14 protein-coding genes are annotated in these 20598 nt (G+C 71.7%); 11 read left to right on the top strand and 3 right to left on the bottom strand.

The window, feature by feature from the left end; all coding sequences use genetic code 11:
* Window positions 1-203 precede the first annotated feature (203 nt).
* Both Pla133_RS17170 and Pla133_RS17165 read left to right on the top strand, forming a co-directional pair.
* Window positions 204-1361, top strand: a complete 1158-nt coding sequence (locus tag Pla133_RS17170; RefSeq protein WP_145067450.1) for an alginate O-acetyltransferase AlgX-related protein — start codon at window positions 204-206, stop codon at window positions 1359-1361.
* Window positions 1362-1535: 174 nt separating this feature from the next.
* A complete protein-coding gene (locus Pla133_RS17165) occupies window positions 1536-3359 on the top strand; it encodes a mechanosensitive ion channel family protein (protein ID WP_145067448.1) in 1824 nt (607 codons plus the stop codon).
* A gap of 210 nt (window positions 3360-3569) precedes the next feature.
* Here the strand turns inward: Pla133_RS17165 and Pla133_RS17160 are convergent, their stop codons facing one another.
* From Pla133_RS17160 to Pla133_RS17150, 3 genes are read right to left on the bottom strand one after another with little or no spacing between them, the layout of a single operon-like run.
* On the bottom strand, window positions 3570-5792 hold the full coding sequence (locus Pla133_RS17160; protein ID WP_145067446.1) for a hypothetical protein: 2223 nt from the start codon (window positions 5790-5792) through the stop codon (window positions 3570-3572).
* Window positions 5793-5811: 19 nt separating this feature from the next.
* Complete coding sequence (locus Pla133_RS17155) at window positions 5812-7287, bottom strand: M56 family metallopeptidase (RefSeq protein ID WP_419191646.1); 1476 nt, start codon at window positions 7285-7287, stop codon at window positions 5812-5814.
* Window positions 7280-7672 (bottom strand): BlaI/MecI/CopY family transcriptional regulator, encoded by a 393-nt coding sequence (locus Pla133_RS17150; protein WP_145067442.1) that lies wholly within the window; start codon window positions 7670-7672, stop codon window positions 7280-7282. The genes Pla133_RS17155 and Pla133_RS17150 overlap by 8 nt, the downstream gene beginning before the upstream one ends.
* Window positions 7673-7938: 266 nt before the next feature.
* On the opposite strand from Pla133_RS17150, the gene Pla133_RS17145 reads away from it, so the two are divergent.
* The 9 genes from Pla133_RS17145 (at window position 7939) to Pla133_RS17105 (ending at window position 20584) form a co-directional block, all read left to right on the top strand.
* Complete coding sequence (locus Pla133_RS17145; RefSeq protein ID WP_145067440.1) at window positions 7939-11382, top strand: S41 family peptidase; 3444 nt, start codon at window positions 7939-7941, stop codon at window positions 11380-11382.
* A gap of 163 nt (window positions 11383-11545) precedes the next feature.
* On the top strand, window positions 11546-12541 hold the full coding sequence (locus Pla133_RS17140) for an AAA family ATPase (protein ID WP_145067438.1): 996 nt from the start codon (window positions 11546-11548) through the stop codon (window positions 12539-12541).
* Between the two features lie 21 nt (window positions 12542-12562).
* Window positions 12563-13525: a DUF58 domain-containing protein gene (locus Pla133_RS17135; RefSeq protein WP_145067436.1), complete on the top strand. Its 963-nt coding sequence runs from the start codon at window positions 12563-12565 to the stop codon at window positions 13523-13525.
* A gap of 26 nt (window positions 13526-13551) precedes the next feature.
* Complete coding sequence (locus Pla133_RS17130; RefSeq protein ID WP_145067434.1) at window positions 13552-14541, top strand: hypothetical protein; 990 nt, start codon at window positions 13552-13554, stop codon at window positions 14539-14541.
* Entirely contained in the window at window positions 14538-15578 is a 1041-nt protein-coding gene (locus Pla133_RS17125) for a VWA domain-containing protein (RefSeq protein ID WP_145067432.1), read from the top strand. The genes Pla133_RS17130 and Pla133_RS17125 overlap by 4 nt, the downstream gene beginning before the upstream one ends.
* Window positions 15575-16618, top strand: a complete 1044-nt coding sequence (locus tag Pla133_RS17120; RefSeq protein ID WP_419191645.1) for a VWA domain-containing protein — start codon at window positions 15575-15577, stop codon at window positions 16616-16618. The genes Pla133_RS17125 and Pla133_RS17120 overlap by 4 nt, the downstream gene beginning before the upstream one ends.
* Window positions 16619-16827: 209 nt before the next feature.
* Window positions 16828-17868, top strand: a complete 1041-nt coding sequence (locus tag Pla133_RS17115) for a hypothetical protein (RefSeq protein WP_145067430.1) — start codon at window positions 16828-16830, stop codon at window positions 17866-17868.
* An 8-nt stretch (window positions 17869-17876) separates the two neighbouring features.
* The gene (locus Pla133_RS17110) at window positions 17877-19646 is read left to right on the top strand and encodes a BatD family protein (protein ID WP_419191644.1); all 1770 of its coding nucleotides are present in this window, start codon (window positions 17877-17879) and stop codon (window positions 19644-19646) included.
* Window positions 19643-20584 carry an SH3 domain-containing protein gene (locus Pla133_RS17105; RefSeq protein WP_145067426.1) on the top strand — a complete coding sequence of 314 codons (942 nt, stop codon included), beginning with the start codon at window positions 19643-19645 and terminating at the stop codon, window positions 20582-20584. The genes Pla133_RS17110 and Pla133_RS17105 overlap by 4 nt, the downstream gene beginning before the upstream one ends.
* Window positions 20585-20598 lie beyond the last annotated feature (14 nt).

Genomic DNA, 20598 nt, shown 5'->3' with positions numbered 1-20598 from the left:
TGGGGGGGGCTCGCGCGAGCCCCCGTCGAAGCCGGGAAGTCTAGCCGCTGAGCGGGGGCGGGGACGGCTCCGCTTGTGGGCAGGTGCGACGATGGGTTGCGGCCCGCCGAGGCCCCGGCGGCCGGTTGACTGGTGGCCGGATGGCCGTTGCCCATGTGGTAACTTTCCCCGCGCCGACGCCGCCGCCGGCGACCCTTCGCCCCATGGCTGTTCCCCGACGATTCGCGCTGCGCGCCGCCGCCAAGTTGCTGCTGGGCTTCATCCCCGGCGTCGTCGCCTTCGACCTGTGGGTGGGCTGGCTCGACCGGGACCAGGGCAGCGACGAGGGCTCGTGGCTGATCGACGAGCAGCTCGGTTGGGCGCCGCGGCCTTACTTCGAGAACCCGGAGCTCGAGACCAAGCTCGACCGCTTCGGCCTGCGCAACGCCGAGATCCCCGCGGACGCCCCGCCGGACGAGATCCGCATCCTCGGTCTGGGGGCCTCGCGCATCTACGGGGCGCGCAACGTGCGCCAGTCGCAGACCTGGTCCTACTGGCTCGAGCAGATGCTGGCGGGCTCGACCACGCCGCCCGCGCGGGTCCTGAACGGGGGCGTGATGGCCTACTCCCTGGCCCAGGCCGCCCGGCGCGGCATCCGCCTGCTGGACGAGGAGCGTGACGGCGTGCGCGTCGATCCGAACCTGGTGCTGATCGCCCTGTCGCCCGGGGCCCAGACCTTGATCGACAACTCGTCGGCCCGCCGCTGGGTCCGCGTGGGCGAGAAGCTCGTCGAGGAGGACGTGATCGAGGGCTGGCCCGAGGTGCTGGTGCCGGCGCGGGTGGCGCTGCACCGGGCGCTGATGAACTCGAACCTCTACGTCCGCCATCGCGCCAAGCTCGACCTGGACGGCGACGACCGGCCCCAGGAGATCCAGAGCTGGATGCTCTCGCGCCAGGAGGCGGCGCCGGCCCTGGCCCAGCGCATCGAGCGCGCCTTCGACGAGCTCCAGCAGCTGCACCTGGCCTGCCAGGCCCGCGGCATCCGCCTGGTGGCGCTCTTGATGCCCGACTCGGAGCAGGACAGCGACGCGCGCTGGAGTCACTACACCCGCAACTTCGCCCAGTTCGGGGCCCCGCCGTCGACGACCCCGCGCCTGGAGGGCGTGGAGGTCATGGGCGAGCGCTGCCGCGAGCTGGGGATCGAGGCCTGGGACCTCTCGGTGCCGATCAGCACCATGGCCGAGGACCGCAAGCGCTGGTACGCCGACGACGGCTTGCACTGGTCCGGGGAGGGGCATCGCCTGATCGCGCGGGCGATCTACGAGCACCTCTTGGGCGACGGATGGCTGCAACGCCTGGCACAGGCCGGGGCCCAGGACTAGTGTCCTGGATCAGAAATTCGGCGTCACTTCCCGGGCTCCGATCGCCGCTGGCGTCGCCAGCGCCTCCTCCGAGTATCGCAGCGGATACGCGTCGTCGGCGCGCCTAGCCAGCATCGATCGGACCTCCGAGCAGTGACGCCGAATTTCCGATCCAGGACACTAGGGTCGCGGGGCATGTGCGCCCGTATCGAATGGCTCGTGAGGGGCCAACGGCTCGTGAAGGGCCTCTTGGTGCCGTCGCTCGCCCTGTGCCTGGTCGGAGTCCTTCCGTCGAGCTCGAGCGCCGCGACGCGTTCCAGCGCGGCCGCGATCACGAGCGCGGTCCAGAGCGACGCCGCGCCAGGCGAATCGACGAGCGGTCAGTCCCCGTCCGGCGCGGTCTTCGCCCGCTACACCAGCGCGCCCGAGGCGTTCGAGGCCTTCCTCGGGCAGATGCGCGCCGGACAGGCGTCCGCGGTGGCCGAGACCGGACTGTTCCGCGCCGGCAGCGAGAGCGGGGCGGGACGCGAGGAGCTCGCACACCAGCTCTACGAGATCCTGCTGCGCACCGGCTACGACAACGCCGAGGACCTGGCGGAGGCGGGCCCGCAGTCCGACCATCGGGCGTCGTTCACGATCGGCCACCCGGCCCTCTCGCCCCGCGTGCGTTACGTCGAGCTGGTCCGCACCGACCAGCTCGGCTGGCACTTCGCCCGCAGCGTCGCCGACTGGATTCCGATCGCGGCGCAGCAGCTCGAGGCGGTGCCCCCCGCCGAGGCGGTCCTGGCGAGCCTGCCGGCCCTCGAGCGGCTGCACTACCACCTGCGAACCGAGCTGCCCGAGTCCCTGCGGGCGGAGTCCTTCGTGCTCGAGAACTGGCAGTGGATCGGGCTCGGGCTGCTCCTGGGCCTGTGCGTGCTGCTGGACAAGCTGGTGCAGGTGCTCCTGGGCACCGCGGCCCGCCGCGCGGCCGGCGCCGAGAGTGTTGCCCGCCTGGCCCGGGAGCTGGGGCGTTTCGTGCGTCCCGGCGGCCTGTTCCTGGGCGCCCTGGTCTTCGCCTGGCTGCTGCCGATCATCGGCCTCGACGGCCAGGTCCGCACGGCCATCGCCTTCGCCGCCGAGTTGGTCGCGACCTTCGCCGGCCTGTGGTCCGCCTTCCGCCTGGTCGACCTGGGATGCGGCGTGTTGGAAGAGCGCGCGCGCCAGAGCGCCAACCGCTTCGACGACCTGTTGGTCCCGCTGCTGCGCAAGACCCTGCGGATCCTGGTGGTGGTGATTGGCCTGGTCTACCTGGCCGCGAGCTGGACCGACGACCTGTGGAGCATCGTGGCGGGGCTCTCGATCGGCTCCCTGGCCATCGGCTTCGCCGCCCGCGACTCGATCGAGAACCTGTTCGGCACCTTCACCGTGCTGACCGACAAGCCCTTCGCGCTCGGGGACTGGATCGTGGTCGAGGACCTGGAGGGCACCGTCGAGACGGTGGGCTTCCGCTCCACGCGCATCCGCACCTTCTACGACTCGGTGCTGTCGGTCCCCAACCGCAAGTTCATCAGCGGCGTGGTCGACAACTACGGCCGCCGCCGCTTCAGGCGCTTCAAGACCACCCTGCGCCTGACGGTCGACACGCCGCCGGACCTGGTCGACGCCTTCTGCGAGGGGGTGCGGCAAGTGGTCAGGCGCCATCCCTACAGCGCCGAGCGGCAGTTCCACGTCTACCTGAACGACCTGGGCGCGGACTCCCTCGACGTGCTGCTCTACACCTTCGTCGAGACGCCGGACTGGGCCACGGAGCTGCGCGAGCGCCACCGCCTCCTGGCGGACATCCTGCGCCTGGCTCGGGAGCTGGGAGTGCGCCTGTCGGTGCCGAACCAGTCGATCAGCCTGCGGCGGTCCGGCGACGGCGGGGGAGAGGACGGCGAGCTCGACGACCCCGCCGGTCGCGGCCGTGAGTTGGCCGATGCCATCGTCACGTCGAGCCTGGGCCCCCCGGGAAGCCCACCGCCGCCGCCGGTCGGCTGAGCCCCCGCGAACGGCGAAGGGCCACTCCGCCGGAAGACCGGTGGAGTGGCCGCGCGAGACACCGCCCGCCGCGTTCCCCTTGAGACGGGCGGTGAACGGAGGGCCCGACGACGGCGCGCCGATCGGTGCGCGGCCGCGGGGACCTCGAGCCAGTGAGCCGCCGCGGTCAGTGGCGCCCCTCGCGGGGGCGCCGGACCGGGCGCCGATCGGTCAGCGGTCCGAACCCATGGACTTGCGCAGCTCGGCGAGCTCCTTGCGGATCGCCTTGAGCTCCTGCTGCATCGAGTCGAGGATCTCCTTCAGCTCGGCGCTGTTGCCCGAAGGCCCGTCGCTGCCGATGTGGTTGTGGACCTCGAAGCCGGACGAGCCGTCGCCGTGGATCACGACCAGCTCGCGACCGCCGCCGGGTTGGCCGAACACCATCCCGCCGTGGGGCGCGTGGGGCGCCTCACCGTCGGGCCCGCCCTGGAGCTCGAACTTGAAGGGGCTAGCGCCTCCTGCGCCGCCACCGCTGAACCAGTGCACGCCGGGACCCCCGTCGCCGCTGTCCGCGGGCGCCCAGCCAATGCCATGCTCGCCCTCCTGGCCGCCGAACATCAGCCCGAAGCCGACCTCGCCGTCTTCGCCCTCGGCGGACTTCCACTTGAAGGGCGTGTGGGAGTCGTGAGTGAAGTGGCCGGCGCTCGGCGCGTCGGAGCCCTGACCGGTGGACTTCCCGATGACCGTCCGCACTTCGTAGTGGGTCCCGTCCTCCGTGGTCCAGCGTTTCACGGCGCCACCGTCGTGATGGTCCCCATGGTCGTCGGAGCCGAACTGGCCTTTGTGCACCTCGACGGCCCCATTGTCGGAGAAGAAGAAGTTCTCCGCCTTGCCGGAGAAGGCTCCGGAGCCACCGCTGCCCTCACCGGTCACCCAGACTTGCACTTCGCGTGACTCGTCGCCGTCGCCCGACGGGCGCTCGAGGAGCGTGCCGGTCATGCCGTCGACGCGGAGCACCTGGCCGCCACCCTGTCCGAAGAACACGTTGTGTCCCTGACCCTTGAAGGCGGAGCCACCCTCCTGGATCTCGATGATCTTGTGCGGGGTGCTGCCGCCGCCGGCACTCGGGCCGCCGGAGCCTCCGAAGAACACGTTGCCGCCCTTGCCCTCGAAGGCCGAGGAGCCGTCGGCGGACTTGAAGACGAAGGTGCTCCCGCCGCCGGAGCTCGCGCGCGGGCCACTTCCGCCGGCCGGCGCGGCGCGGAACAGCTGCAACAGCTGCGGCTGGATCTGAAGGGTGTCGCCGTCACTGTCGACCTGCAGCTCGAGGTAGACGGGCTGGTCACCGTCCTCGCCCTCGAGCTTGAACCCCTGCGCTTCGACCACGGGGCCCGAGCCTTCGCCCTCGCCGACCTGGACCCGAACGATCCGAGTACCCGACTGCGTCACGTTGACGCCCTCGCGATCGTCGTCCGAGGCGTGCAGGTATCCGAGCTTGCTGAGGAGGCCCTTGATCTTCGCCCCGTCGCTCTCGTCGGAGCTGCCCAGGTACCCGAGCTTCCCGAGCAAGGCCTTCTGCTTCGCCCCATCGGCGCCTGCGGCGATCCGCTCGACGATCACGTTGGTGCCTTTTCCGATGACGAACTCGTCCACCTGGGCTCCGCCGCCGTCCGGCTGCGCGGAGCGTTCCGCGGCCAGCTTGCGGACCAGGCTCCGGACCTGCTCGGTCTCGGCGGTGGCCGCGTCGAGTTGAGCCTTCGCCTGTCTCAGGGCGTCGATGCGCCTGACTTCGGCGTCGTTCAAGCCGGCTTCGGCCCGCGCCAGCTGCTCTTCGAGCTCGGCACGTTGGGCCTGACCCACGGCGGCCTTGTACTTGGCCTTGGCCAGCAGGGCCTGGGCGTCGGTCGAGGCAGCCGAGGGCTCCGCCGCAAGGGCTTCTGCCAGCGAACGCCGTTGCTGCACCATGCGTTCGCCCTTGGAGAGCGCGGCGCCGATCTCGGCCAGCTGAACCTCGAGCACTTCGCGAGCGTCATCACTAGCGCCTGCAGCGAGCTCTCGAATCAACGCTCCCTCCCGCTCGAGCTCGGCCAACTTCAGCTTGACGGCCGCGCGCTCGGTATCGGCGCGAACCCGCTCGGTCTCGGCTCGCTCGAGCTCGCGCAGTCGGGCGTCCTGCTCCACCGCGAGCTGGGAGTCGCGCGAGTCGGCGCGAGCGGCCTCGAGCTTCGCGCGCAGCTCCTCGATGTCGCGGCGCAGGCCGTCTAGCTCGTCGTTCACGCCCTCGGTGCTCTGTGGGGCGGGAGCGAGCGCGGAGGCCGGCGCGGCCACGGTGCTCGCGACGGGAGCCGAGGCGAGCTGGGCCACGGCATTCTGGGTCGTGCTGCCCTCGCCGATCAGCGCGAAGCCCAGGGGCAAGGCGCAGGCTGCGGCCAATCCGATCGTGTCGATGTTCATCACGTTTATGGGTGGGTGTCTAGCGTTGGTCGGGAACGTCGGAGGAGGGCACGACGTCGCGGCTCGCGTTCCGCGGCGACGTTGATTCGGGCTCGGCGCCGGTGGCGCCGATCAGGCCGTAGGCGCGGCTGCCGAGTGACTCCAAGGTCGCCAGTCGGCGATCGAGGGCATCGAGCTCGGAGCTGTGGTTGGCGGCCTGGGGCATCCGTCGCAGCTCGTCGATCTCGGAGCGCAGCACCGGGAGCTGCTCGAGCATCGCGAACAGCATCTGCTCGGCCGGTTCGAGGGAGTCGAGCGCAGCCGTGAGTTCGAGGCTGCCCGCGCCCGCACGCAGTCGGTCCTCGTCCACTTCGACGACGTCGAACTCGGCGTCGGCCGGCGCATCCGCGGCGATGGCCGGAGCGACCGGCAAGAGGGCCAGGGGCGTGGCCGCGATCATCAGGGCCGCCATGCGTCGCGGACGCGGAGCCGGCCGGCGCTCGAGCAGCCGCTCGACGCGCTCCAGCAGCACGCCGCGGGAGCTGGCCATACTCGCCGCGGCAACTCCCGCGGTGGCGGTCCCGGTGACGTCGACGCTCGCGCGCTCGATCCAACCGGCAACCTTGGCCAGGCAGCGCGCCAAGGTCATCGGTCGGCGGGTGAGCTGGACGGCGAAGGCGTCCGCCAGGTGCTCCGCCTCGCGCGCGAGGCTCCGGCGGCCGACGCGGTTGAGGGGCTGGAAGAACATCACCGCGCCGAGCCAGGCGCCGAGGCCCAACCAGAAGGCGTCGCCGCGGGCCACGTGCCCGAGTTCGTGGGCCAGGACGGCTTCGAACTCGGCCGGAGTCAGGTCGGTCAGGGCTCGATCGGGCACGCAGATCTCCGGTCGCAGCACGCCCCAGGTCAGGGGGACCCGGATGGTGCGCGAGCGCGACAGCCTCACCCGACGTCGCACTCCGGCGCGCAGGCGCAGGTCCTCGAGCGAAGTTAGGGCCGACTCGTCCCAAACGGGCAGGCGGTCGGCGATGCGGGAACGGAAGCGCCCGGTGCGGGTCAAGAATCGCAGCAGGCCGAACAGGGCGCCCGACAGCCAGGCCATGGCGATGGCCGGTCGCCAGCGATCGGCGGGGGACTCGGGCGCGGCGGGGTGTTCGAAGGACGGTTCGATCGGAATTGCCTGCGGGGCGGCCAGGCTCGCGGCGTCCAGAGCGCTGATCTCGAGGTATTCCACGTCCGCAGCGGGCGGGGCCACGGCGGCGGACAACGCACCCGAGAGGTCCGGGAGGACGAAGCGACCGCCCACGGGCTCCAGGCCGGCGCCCAGTTGGATCGAGGCGGTCAGCAGCCCGCCGACCAGCGCCGCCTGCCAGGCGCCGGCGCGCAGGCGACCGTCGCTGAGGCGCGACCAGCGGGTGACGCACCAGGCCAACCCGAGCAGGACCGTGGAGTGGACGAGGTAGGTGAGCGCCCAAGCCAGGGCACCGGCCGCAACGGACCCGGCGATCGACTCAAACATCGTCGCCATCCCGCTCCGCGCGCTCGGCAATCAATCGCTTGAGAGCATCCAGCTCGCCGGAGTCGATGCCCTGCTCGTCGATCAGGTGGCTGACCAGCTCGGTCACGTTGCCGTCGAAGAGCTGCTCCGCCAGGCCCGAGATCATCGATCGACGCACGTCCATCTCGGTCACCAGCGGTCGGTAGACGAATTGCCTCCCGTCGCGCCGGTGGGCCACCACGCCCTTCTTCTCGAGTTTCGAGAGCATGGTCGCGACGGTGGTGAGCGCCTTGGGCTGGTCGGTGTCGAGGGCCGCGTGCACTTCGGCGACGGTGGCTTCCTCGCGCTCCCAAAGCACTCGCATGATCGAGTGCTGGAGGCTGCCCAGGTGGTGACTGCGGTCCATGGTGGCCGTGCGGTTGCGGGGGTCGGGGAGGCCGGGCGCCCGGGTGGGGCGCCGGCTGGATCTACTACGACCGTGGTAGTTGATTGTTTGAGGCCCGGGGACGGAATTTCGCAGGATTGGGTCCGCAGGGCTCGGCTCCGGCGCACCCCCAGCGACCCGAGACCCCGCCCAGGGCTGTCTGGATCGCGGTCCGCGGCCCGACTAGCCTCTCTCGCCCGCTCCAGCCCCCATCCGGGGAGCCGGGAGTCAGCTCCACTCCACATCCCATGCAATTCCTCCCCGCCCCCCTGGTCCGAGCCGCCGCCCCGGCCGCCCTCGCGATCGCTTCCTTGGCCGGCGCCGCCTCCGCCCAGATCGAGCCCAGCGCGGTGATGCTGCGCTATCCCGACGTGAGCGCGGACAGCATCGTCTTCCGCTACTCGGGCGACCTGTGGATCGTGGACAAGCAGGGGGGCGAGGCGCGACGCCTGACGGCGACCCCCGCAGCCGAGTCCTTCCCACGCTTCAGCCCCGACGGCAAGACGATCGCCTTCGTCGGCAACTACGACGGGGCCGGGGACCTCTACACCCTGCCGATCAGCGGCGGGATGCCCGAGCGCGCGACCTACCACCCGAGCGGCAAGACGCTCAACGACTGGCACCCGGACGGCGAGCACCTCCTGTACTGGTCGAGCGAGGTGGCCGCGATGGGCCGCGCGCCGCGGATCATGAAGGTCGGTATCGACGGCAGCCAACCCGAGGCCCTGCCCGTGTCCTACGGCACCTTCGGCAGCATCGACGCCACCGGCGAGTGGCTGGCCTACACCCCCGCGTCGCGCGAGTTCCGCACCTGGAAGCGCTACCAGGGCGGGCTGGCCCAGGACATCTGGCTGTTCAACCTGCGCACGTTCGAGTCGCGCCAGTTGACGGACTACCCGGGCACCGACGCGCAGCCCATGTGGTCGGGGTCCGAGGTGATCTTCACCAGCGACCGCGGTCCCAACGGGATCCTCAACCTGTGGTCGATCGACACCCAGTCGGGCGCTGCCCAGCAGTTGACCTTCGTCACCGATTTCGGCGTGCGCTTCCCGGCCATCGGGCCCGAGGACGTGGTCTTCGAGAACGGCGGCCAGCTCTACCGCCTCGAGTTGGCCACTCGATCGATGGTGCCGGTGGAGGTCACGATTCCCGGAGACCGTCCCAACCTGCGCCCCGAGCGCCACGAGCTGGAAGACAGCGTCGCCAGCGTCGCGCCCGGTCCGACCGGGGTGCGCCTGGCGGTCGAGGCCCGCGGCGAGATCTTCAGTGTCCCCGTCGAGGAGGGCGTGACCCGCAACCTGACCTCGAGCGACGGTGTCGCCGAGCGTGACCCGGCCTGGAGCCCCGACGGCCAGTGGCTGGCGTTCTTCTCCGATCGCAGCGGCGAGTACGAGTTGACCCTGCGGCGCATCGACGGCGCGGCCTTCGACGGCAGCGACGAGCGCGGCCAGAAGACCCTGACCTCCCTCGGCCCCGGCTTCCGCTCGCAGTCGGCCTGGAGCCCGGACTCCAAGTGGATCAGCTTCACGGCCAACGACGGCTCCCTGTACCTGTACAGCCTCGAGACCGACGAGCTCCGCACCGTGGCGGTCAACCCGTCCGGCAACCCCCTCTCGTCCTCCTGGTCGAAGACCTCCGACTGGCTCGCCTGGAGCCACAAGCACTCGTCCTCGGACCTGGACGCGATCTACCTGTACGACGTAGCTGCGGGCACGACGTACGAGGTGACCTCGGGCATGTTCGACGACTCGGACCCGACCTTCGGACCCGAGGGCGACTACCTCTATTTCTCGTCCGCGCGCGACTTCGAGCCGATCTACGCGGATCTGGATACGACCTGGATCTACGCCAACATGCGCCAGCTGGTCGCCGTTCCCTTGCGGGCCGACGTGGAGAATCCCTTCGCGCCGACCGACGAGGCGGAGCCGATCGAGTCGGCCAAGGACGACGAATCCGCGGACGGTGCCGATGACGATTCCGACGACGGTGCCGCGGCCGAGGGCACCGAGGACAGCGACGACGATCAGGACGCCGCCGACGGTGCTGACGACGATGGCGGTGACGAGAACGGTGACGGCGACGAGGACGCCGACGACGCGCCGACGAGCCTGACGATCGAGATCGACGGCTTCGAGTCGCGCGCGATGTTGCTACCGATCGAGGCGGGTCAGCTCCGCCAGCCGACCGGGGTCGAGGGCGGCCTGCTCTACATCCGCGGCAGCCGCACCGGGGCCGACGACAGCCCGCCGAATTTGATGCGTTTCAAGCTCGAGGACGGCGCCGACGCGGAAGAGGAAACGATCGCCGCCGGTGTCGGGGGCTACGGCGTCACCGCGGATGGCAAGCATCTCTTGCTGTTCGCCGGCGGGGGCTTCTCCGTGGTGGAGGTGGCTCCGGGTGCCAAGCTCGACGAGCCCGTCGACCTCTCCGGCATGGTCTCGCTGACCGACCCGCGGGCGGAGTGGCGACAGATGCTGGTGGACTGCTGGCGACTGTTCCGCGACTACTTCTACGACGAGGGCATGCACGGCCTGGACTGGTCCGCCGTGCGCGAGCGCTACGTTTCGTCCCTGGGCGACGTCACCTCGCGCGAGGACCTGCACTTCCTGACCGGCGAGATGATGGCCGAGCTCAACGTCGGCCACGCCTACAACCGCCAGCCCCCGGGTGGCCTTCTGCCCTCGGCGCCGAGCGAGCCGGTGGGCCTTCTGGGCGTGGACTGGGACTTCGACGCCGAGGCCGGCGCCTACCGCATCGCCGCGATCCTCGGCGGCGGCAGCTACGACCTGGACGCCCGCTCGCCCCTGGCCCAGCCAGGGGTCGACGCCCGGGTGGGTGACTACCTGCTGCAGGTGAACGGCGTGCCGGTGGACGGCAGTCGGGCCGTGTACGCCTCGCTGATCGGGACCGCCGGGCGGCCCACGGAGTTGCTGCTCAGCGCCGATCCGACCGTCGACGACGAGGACCGCAGGGTCATCGTCGAGCCGCTCCGCTCGGAGTCCAGCCTGCGCTACCGCAAGTGGGTGGCCGACAACCGGGCCCGCGTCGACGAGCTCTCCGGCGGGCGAGTCGGCTACATCCACGTGCCGGACACCGGCTTTGACGGTCAGAACGAGTTGATGCGCCAGTTCCTGGGCCAACAGCACAAGGACGCCCTGTTGATCGACGAGCGTTGGAACGCCGGCGGCCAGATTCCTACCCGCTTCATCGAGCTGCTCGATCGCCCCGTCACGAACTACTGGGCCATCCGCCACGGCGAGGACTGGAACTGGCCTCCGCGCGGCCACCGTGGGCCCAAGGCCATGCTGATCAACGGTTGGTCGGGGTCGGGCGGCGACGCCTTCCCCTGGTACTTCCGCCAGTCGGGCCTGGGCAAGCTGATCGGCATGCGGACCTGGGGCGGTCTGGTCGGCATCTCCGGCAACCCGGCCCTGATCGACGGCACCGAGCCCTCGATCCCGCGCTTCGCCTTCTACGAGACGGACGGGACGTGGGGGGTCGAGGGCTACGGCGTCGCTCCGGACATCGAGGTGATCGACGATCCCACGGCCCTGGCCAAGGGCGGCGATCCCCAGCTCGAGGCCGGCGTGACCCAGCTGCTCGAGGAACTCGAGAGCTACTCCGCCCCCGAGCGACGCCGCCCGAAGGGTCCCGATCGCAGCGGATCGGGCATCCCCGGCTCGGATCAGTAGCGGGGCGGCCGGAGGGCGGCCGCGGGGAACGGGCGGGAATCGCCACCGTTCCCCACGGCGGACCAACGTCCGGCGGTGAAGAAACGTAGTCTGCGGTCCGAGCCGGCGCGTCCGACTCGGACCGCGATCGTTCACCCCTGGCCTTTCGACCTCGACGACACCGATGGCGCCCACGCAAGCGCAACTCGACGCCGACACGATCCAGCGCGGCAGCGCCTGGACCCGCGACCTCACCGACGCCCTCGGACGGGTGGTCGTGGGTCAGGAGCACCTGGTGCGCAGCCTTCTGATCGGCCTCCTGACCGGCGGCCACGTGCTGCTCGAGGGCGTGCCCGGCCTGGCCAAGTCCCTGGCCGTCTCGACCCTCGCCCGCGCGGTGGGGGGCGACTTCGCCCGCCTCCAGTTCACCCCGGACCTGTTGCCCTCGGACCTGGTCGGAACCGAGGTCTACCACGCCCGCGACGGCAGCTTCGCGCCGCGCAAGGGCCCGATCTTCGCCAACTTCATCCTGGCCGACGAGATCAACCGCGCCCCGGCCAAGGTCCAGTCGGCCCTGCTCGAGGCGATGCAGGAGCGCCAGGTGTCGATCGGCGGGGAGACCTTCCCCCTGCCGCGGCCCTTCCTGGTGCTGGCGACCCAGAACCCGCTGGAGCAGGAGGGCACCTACGCCCTGCCCGAGGCCCAGCTCGATCGCTTCGCCCTGAAAGTCGTGCTCGACTACCCGCGCCAGGACGAAGAGTTGGTGATCCTCGACCGCATGGCCAGCACGGCCGAGCCGATCGAGGTCACGCCAGTGACCTCGCCCGAGGCGGTCCTCGCCACGCGGCCCCTGGTGGACGCGGTGACCCTCGACCCGCGCCTGCGCGAGTACATCGTGCGCCTGGTCCACGCCACCCGCCGACCGGCCGAGGCCGGCCTGTCCGAGCTGGCCGGGATGATCGAGTACGGCGCCAGCCCGCGGGGCACGATCGTGCTGGCCCTGACCTGCAAGGCCGAGGCCCTGCTGGAGGGGCGCGACTACGTCACTCCGACCGACATCAAGCGCGTGGCGCCCGACGTCCTGCGACACCGCGTGGCCCCGACCTACGAGGCCGAGGCCAGTGGCTTCGACTCCGACGCGCTCGTGCGGCGCGTGCTCGAGACCGTTCCGGTCCCTTGACCCGCCGGACTGAGGAAACCGTTGAGTCGGACTCCCGCCTCCACGCGCGCTGAACAGCGTGCCCGCGTCAAGCGCCTGGAACTGCGTACCCGGCGCATGGTTTCGGACGTGCTGTCCGGAGCCTATCGCTCGAGCTTCCGCGGCAGCGGGATCGAATTCGACGAGGTGCGGCCCTACCAGCCGGGCGACGAGGTGCGCTCGATCGACTGGAACGTGACGGCGCGTACCGGCACGCCGCACATCAAGACCTACATCGAGGAGCGCCAGCTCCTGGTCGAGCTGTTGGTCGACACCAGCGCGTCGATGCGCTTCGGCAGCCGCGTGACCAAGCTCGACGTGGCCGAGCAGTTCGCGGCGCTGATCGCCTGCGCCGCCGAGCTCCAGCGGGATCCGGTCGGACTCAACCTCTTCGCCGACGGCCCCGGCGTGCACCTGCCCGCCAAGCCGGGCGCGGTCCAGACCCAGCGGATTCTCGTGGCGCTGGAGAGCGCGCGCCGCGAGGCCGCACGGGTCGGCTCGCCGCTGCACTTCGTCGCGGCCCTCGAGGAGCTGCGCCGCGTGCTTCGCAAGGGCGGGCTGGTGTTCGTCGTGAGCGACTTCCGCGAGGTCACCGGCGAGGAAGCGACCCAGGCCCTGCGCCTGCTCGGCCAGCGCCACGACGTGGTCTGCGTGCGCATCGTCGATCCGCTCGAGGAAGATCTGCCGCGCGAGCTGGGCCTGGCCACCGTGCTGGACCCCGAGAGCGGCCAGAGGGTCGAGTTGGACGCGCGCTCGGGGGCCGTGCGGCGCTGGTGGAGCGAGCGCGCCGCGAGCCGCCGGGAGGCCTACGAGGCGATCCTGCGCAGCGCGCGGGTCGAGGGCATCGAGCTGCGTTCGCCGAGTTGGGACCGCGAGCGCAGCCAAGCGGTCCACGATCTCGTGGACATCGAGCCAGTGATCCGCTTCTTCAAGCGCCGCGCCCGCCGGCAGGGAGCGCGGGCGTGATCGCGGTCGGACTGCTTTGCGCTGTGATGTTCTGCGCGCCTGCGCCGGCAGCCGACGCCGGTGCGCTGCCCCAGGGCTCCCTCGCGCCCGCTGCCGACGCGCGCGCGGTGTTGGTGGTCGAGCGCCCCCAGGTCGAGCTGGGCGAGCCCTTCGAGCTGCGGGTGGAGGTCGAGCACGATGCAGGCACGACCCTGCGCCTGGGCGAGTTGCCCTGGACGCTCGAGGAAGGCTGGCTGCTCTTCGACGCCGGCGATCCGCTGACCCTGGACCGTTCCGACGGCCGCGGCCTGGTCACGACCACGCGCTTTCGCGTGGCGGCGACCGAACAGGCCCAGGTCGAGACCGAGGACGGTTGGACCTGGAGTGCGACGCGCGAGGTCCCGCCGCCGCCCCTGACGCTGGTCAGCGGCGAGGAGACCTTCGAGCTCACCTGCGAGCCGGCGTCGATCGTGGCCACCAGCCTGCTCGCGGTGGGTGAGGACCTGCCGCGCGGCTTCCCAGGTTGGACCGACCCGCCGCAGGGGCCCACGGCCCTGGCCCAGTGGGAGCGGGCCGGCGCGGTGGCGGTGGTCTGCGCGGGCGTGCTCCTGTGGGCCTGGCTGGTGCTGCTGCGCCGCACGGGCCCGCGCGAGCAGACCCCGCCCAAGCCGGGCCTCTCCGAGCGCCGTCGACGCATCGACGCGGCCCTGCGCAGCGGCGCGACCGAGCCCGAGCTCGTGTTCGAGTTGACGGACCTGGCGCGCAGCGCGGTGGACGAGCTGCTCGGCGAGCCGCGGCCGGGGCTGACCGACAGCGAGTGGATCGCCGCCCTGCCCCGCGACCCGTCCATGGCGAGCCTGCGCGAGCGGGCGGCCGAGTTCCTGGCGCGCTCGGCCCGGGCCAAGTACAGCGGCCACCAGCCCACCGGATGGGCCGTGGAAGAGCTGGCCACCGAGTGCCTGGGGATCCTCGACGCCGTGGCGAACCACCGCCCGGCGCCCGCGGGCGACCCGGTCGAGGTGGAGGGCGCGGCGTGATCGACGCAGCACAAAGCACCGCCGACGTGGGGCTCGAGCTGTGGGGCAACCTGGCCCTGGCCGACCCGGTCTTTCTGGCGATCATTCCCCTGGCGCTGCTGTTGCTCGCATTCGGCCGCGCCCGCGAGGGGCGCGCCGCGGCGATCCTGCCGGGCCTGCCGGGAGGCGCTCCGCCGAGCAGCCTGCGCCAGCGCGCCGCGCGCCTCTTGCCGCTCCTGCACGGCACGGCTCTCGTGCTCCTGGCAGTAGCCCTCGCGCGTCCCCTGCGCGCCGACGTCGAGACCACCGACACCACCGAGGGCATCGACATCCTGTGCGCGATCGACCGCTCCGGCTCGATGGACTACGAGGACCTCGAGAACGGCCGCTCGCGTCTCGAAGTGGTCAAGGAGGTCGTCGGCGACTTCGCGCGGCGGCGCATGACCGACCGCGTCGATGCGGCGGACAGCGTGGGCCTCTTGACCTTCGCGGCCTACCCCGAGCTGGTCTGCCCCTTCACCCTCGACGCCGACGCCCTGCTCGACTTCCTGAGTCAGGTGGAGCTGGTGCGCTACCGGGTCGAGGACGGCACCGCCGTCGGCGTGGCCCTGGCCAAGTCGGTGGACCTGTTGGCCAAGAGTCAGGCGACCTCGCGCATCGTCGTGCTGCTCACCGACGGCGAGAACAACCGCGAGGAGATCCTGCCCCTCGAGGCCGCGGACCTGGCGGCCGAGGCGGGGGTCAAGGTCTACACGATCCTGGCCGGACGCTACGTCTACCGCAGCGGCTTCGGGGGCGTGGTCCGCACCGACGAGCAGCTCGATTCGACCGAGCTCGAGGCCATCGCCGAGCGCACCGGCGGCCGCTTCTACCGCGCGCGGGATCGGGACTCGCTAGAGGCCATCTACGCCGAGATCGAGGACCTCGAGCGCACGCCACGCGAGTCGTCACGGCACGTCGACACCTTCGATCTGTATCCGCCGGTGCTGCTCGCGGCCCTGGCCCTGTACCTCTTGGCCTGGGCCGGTGGCCTGACCTTCGGAGGACGCACGCCGTGATCGCCGCCAGCTTCCTAGGAATCGACTGGCTGCGGCCCACGGACGGCCTGATCGCCCTGGGCGGCCTGGCGCTCTTGGCCCTGGCGCCCTTCGCGATCCTGCGCGCGCGGCGGGCCCTCGGCCTGGTCTTCTCACCGAGCCTGCGCGAGGCGGCGGCAAGTGAGTTCTCCGCGACGCGGCGGCTGCTGCGCGCGGCCCTGGCCGCGGGCGCGCTGCTGGCCGGCGGCGTGGCCCTCGCCGGTCCGGTCCTGGGCTACGCGGAGCGCGCGGTGATGTCCAGCGGGGTGGACCTGGTGATCGCGATCGACACTTCGCGCTCGATGCTCGCGCGCGACCTGCGTCCGGACCGACTGAACCGCGCCAAGCGCGAGGTCTCCGGCCTCCTGGACCAGCTTTCCAATGACCGCGTCGCGCTGTTGGCCTTCGCCGGGGACGCGCGCCAGGTCGCGCCCCTGACCACCGACCGCGAGGCCCTGCGCGACCTACTGAGTCGCGTGCAGGTGGACGACAACCGCGTCGGCGGCACCGACCTCGGCGTGGCCCTGGAGCGCGCCCTCGACCTCTTCGACGGGCGCACCGGCGCCAGCGAGGCGATCGTCCTGATCACCGACGGCGAGGATCTGGAGGGCCGCGGGCGCGCCGTAGCCGAGCGCGCCGCCGCGAGTGGCATTCGCGTCTTCGTGGTCGGCGTCGGCACCAGCGACGGGGGCAAGATCCCGGTCACAGGTCCCGATGGCCGCGAGTCCTTCCTGGTCGGGCCCGACGGCGTGGAGGTCTCCTCGCGCCTGTCGGGCGAGACCCTCGAAGCCCTGGCCGAGGTCACCGGCGGCGCGTACCTGTCGACCGAAGGCTCGCCCACGCCGCTCGAGACGCTCTATCGCAAGCGCATCGCCGGCCTCGAGTCGCGCGAGCTCGAGGACGGCGTGCGGCGCGTGCCCTACGACCGCTACCAATGGCCCCTGGCCCTGGCCCTGGCCCTGGCCATCGCGGAATCCGCCCTGCGCGAGCGCGGGCGCAAGAACCCGGCAGGTGTCCAATGATGCGACTCACGCGACCGATGGCGCTGATCGCGCTCTGCCTCATGCAGGGCCGAGCGATGGCCTTCGAAGCCCGAGGACCGGTGGCACCGGCGCCCGCTGCGCCACAGCGGGACGCGCCACAGCGGGACGCGCCACAGCGGGACGCGCCACAGCGGGACGCTGCACCGATCGACGCGCCGCCGGAGGTCGCGCCCCCCGATCCCGCCCGGGTGGCGGCCGATCTGGAGTTGGCGGAGCTCGTGGACGCCGACCTGCTCGCGCGCATCGTCGAGCTGGGCGAGGGGCGTGAGTTCGAGCATGCGCTGCAGCTCGTCGAGGCCTTCGATCGCAGCGGCCGGGCGGACGACCTGCCCGAGCCCGAGCTGGCCGCGCTGAACTACGCCCAGGGCCTGCTGCTGGTGGAGAGCGAGCCCCTGGCGGTGCTCGAGGCGCCCTACGACCCGCCCGAAGGTGCGGCCGCCGAGCGCGTCGAGCGGGCCCGCGCGGCCTTCGCCAAGGCGCGGGCCTACGCCGGAGGCGGGATCCTGCGCCAGCGCGCGGTCTACGCCGCCGGGACCCTCGAGCTGTGGCTCGCCGAGCGTGAGCTGCGTCGCTTCGTGGTGGCCAACGGCCCGGACGCACCGACGCCGCCGTTGCCCGTGCCCGGCCAGGAGCCCGAGGAACCGCCGGACCCCAAGCAGCAGATCGAGGAGCTGATCGGTCGCTTCGAGGGTGCCCGCGACCTGCTCGCCGAGCGGGTTCGCAGTGATTGGAGCGACGCGGATCCCCGCGCCAACCTGGAGTGGTCCCAGCGCCGCATCCGCGAGCTCGAGCGCGCGCTCCAGCAGATGGAAGAGCAGGAGCAACAGCAGCAGGAGCAGCAACAGGACGGCGACCAACAGCAGGAGGGCGATCCGCAGCAGGACCAGGATCAGCAGCCCTCCGACTCGGACCAGCAGCAACCGCCCGACGAGCAGAAGCCCCAGGACGGCGAGGAGTCCGACCAGGAGGGCGAACAGCAAGAGGAACAGCAGGTCGACGACGCCGAGCGGCAGGACGACATGGATGCCGAGCAGCCCCTGCCCGAGGAGGGCGAGGAAGAGGGCGAGCAGCCCGAAGGTGTCGCCTCCGAAGCAGCCCAGCAGGAGTCCCTGTCTGCCGAGGAGATGACCGAGCTGCTGGACCGACTGGCCGAGATCGAACGCAACGGCGAGGACATTCGCCGCCAGCTGCGTGGCATCCGCCACGTACCCGTTGAGCGCGACTGGTGATGGTGACGATGACGAACACGATCGGGCGTGCCGCGCGCCGGATGGCGCACTTGGCCACGTTGTTGTTGGCGGTGGCGAGCCTTGGCGGCCTGGCCGCCGCGAGCCAGGACGTGCGCGTGTCGGCGCGGCTCGGACAGGGCGTGCTCAAGCTCGGCGACGACACGTCCCTGGTGGTGACGGTGGAGGGCGCCGGCAGCGCGCGCCTGCTCGAGCTGCCCAAGGTCGAAGGGCTCGAGCTCGGCCCCGTGGCCGGCCCCAGCCTGCGCCAGTCCAGCACCCTGATCGGCGGGCGCCTGACCGTGGAGCGCACGCTGACCTTCTCCGTCGGCGTGCGCGCGGCCAGCGAAGGGGACTTCGAGGTGCCCGCGATCGGCGTCGAGGTCGACGGGGCGGTCTACCGCACCGCGCCTCAGCCGCTCACAGTTCAAGCCGACCTGCTGGGCGCCGAGCTCGGCTTCATCGAGCTGCGGGGTCTGACCGACCGCATCGTCGAGGGCCAGCCGATCGAGGTCGACCTGGTCTTCGGCTGGGATCGAGATATCGAGAGCGCCACCAACTACGCCAACCTGCTGCTGCCCTGGTGGGACAACCTGCCCGGGGCCCTGTTGCAGGAGCTGCCCCGGCGCGGGGCGCGGCGCGACGTCGAGGTGATCCTCAACCGACGCTCGAACCTGGTCGTGGGGGAGATGGCCGACGAGCTCGTCGGTGGCAAGCCCTTCCGCGTCTTCAAGGTGCAGCTCGAGCTGCTACCGGTGCGCTCGGGTGTGCTGGAGTTGCCCACGTCGTTCCTGCAGTTCGGGACCCTGCAACGCGGCAGCTTCTTCGAGGAATCGCGCCTCACGCGCAGCTACTTCGCCGAAGCGCCGCAGTTCAAGCTCGAGGTCGAGCCCCTGCCGACGGAGGGCCAACCCTTCGACTACACCGGTGCCATCGGTCAGATGAGCGTGCGCGCCCAGGCCGACACCCGCGACGTGCGTGTGGGCGATTCGATCAAGCTCACGGTGGAGTGGATCGGCAACGGCAACCTGGACTACTTCGAGCCGCCCGATCCCTCGCGCCAACCGGGCTTCGAGGGCTTCCGCTTCTTCGGCACCACCGGCGAGAAGCTCAGCGGCCGGCGGCGGGTGGTCTACGACCTCGCGCCCCTGGACTCGACGGTGACCGAGATCCCGTCCCTGGAGCTGCCGGTCTTCGACACCGAGACCTGGAGCTATCGGCGCCTGGCCACGGAACCGATCCCGATCCGCGTGCGCGCCCTCGAGGGCGTGGGCCTGGATGGCGAGGAGGCCCCGCGCTTCGTGGAGGACCTGCGCGACATCGAGGCCGAGGCCGTCATCGACGGCGGCGCGGCGACCAGCGCGCCGGGCCTGCGGACCGTGAGCGGCGCCCTGGTGGGTGTGATCCTGTGCTGGTTCGCCCTGCGAAGCGCCGTGCGTCAGGGTGGGCGCGATCCCAGCTCGATCGACGAACGCCGCCGCAGGCGGGCCCTGCGCCTGCTCGAGCGCGAACTGCGCACGAGCCTCGACTCCGAGACCGACCTGCGCGCCTGGGCCGGGTTCCTCGGCGCGCGCACGCGCGAGGAGGCCGAGGCCTGGTTCGGCCGCGATCCGCGTGAGGTCTTCGGACCCCACGGCGAGCGGCCCCTGCCCGCGGACACGGTCGACGCCCTGGTCCGCATGAACCGCGACCTGGAGTCGGCGGTCTTCGGCGACGGCGAGCGGGTGCCGCGCCAAGAGCTGATCGGGACCGCGCGCGACCTCCTGGGGGATGGACTGTGAACACGAAGCTTCGAATCCTGGCGTTGCTCGCGATCGTCCTGCTACCTGCCGTGGCCCGGGCCCAGGGGGGTGGGATCGATCCGACCCTGGACGACGACGCCCTGGTCCCCGGTGGCCCCGAACTGCTGGATGGGTCCGCTCCCGCGACTCCGACGGCGACCGCAGCGGCGGTCCCCGCCGCGCCGGCGCCGGATCCCTACGAGCTGCAACTCGGCGCCCTGGCGCGGCGCTTCGACGAGGGCGTCGAGGCCTGGCGCCGGGGCGAGTACGCGATCGCCGAGGGCCGTTGGCTCGACGTGCTGGCCGAGTCGAAGTCGAGCGCCGCCAGCCTGCGCGGGCGTGAGCGCATCCTCGATCGCCACGCCCTGCTCCACAACCTGGGCAACGCCGCCTTCCGCCTGGAGCGGCCGCTCGAAGCCATGGGTTGGTACCTGGCGGCCCTGCGCCACGCGCCGCGCAGCCTCGACACCCGGGCCAACCTGGCCCTGGCGCGTCGCGCCGCCGAGCTCGACACGGAGTTGGAGGACGACTTCGCCGCGTCGGTGGGCGAGGGCCTCGACCTGATCACGCCGTCCGAGGCCCGTTGGTTGGCGCTGCTGGCCCTGGGCCCGCTGCTCGTGGCCCTCTTGGGCGAGGCCGTGCGCGGCGGTCGCGCTTGGCGACTGGCCGTGGCCCTGGCCGTGCTCGCGGCGGCCGCCGGGGCCGTGCCCCTGGCCCACCACTCCCTGCACGGGGTCGACGACCCGGTGATGGTCGTCAGGAAGGGGACCACCACGGTGCGCGCCGAGCCCCTCGAGGGCCGGCCGGCCATCGGCGAGGTCTCAGCCGGCGAAGTCGCCCAACGCATCGACGAGCTACCGGATTGGGTCCGCATCGAGCGCCGCGACGGCACCCGCGGCTGGCTCGCGCGCGACGCGGTCTTCCCGCTCGTGCGCTGAGCCCCGTCGGTGGC

The sequence above is a fragment of the Engelhardtia mirabilis genome (assembly GCF_007748095.1).
Classification (GTDB): domain Bacteria; phylum Planctomycetota; class UBA1135; order UBA1135.
Note: the sequence above shows the minus strand (reverse complement) of the source record. Positions and strands in the feature narration are given on the sequence as shown.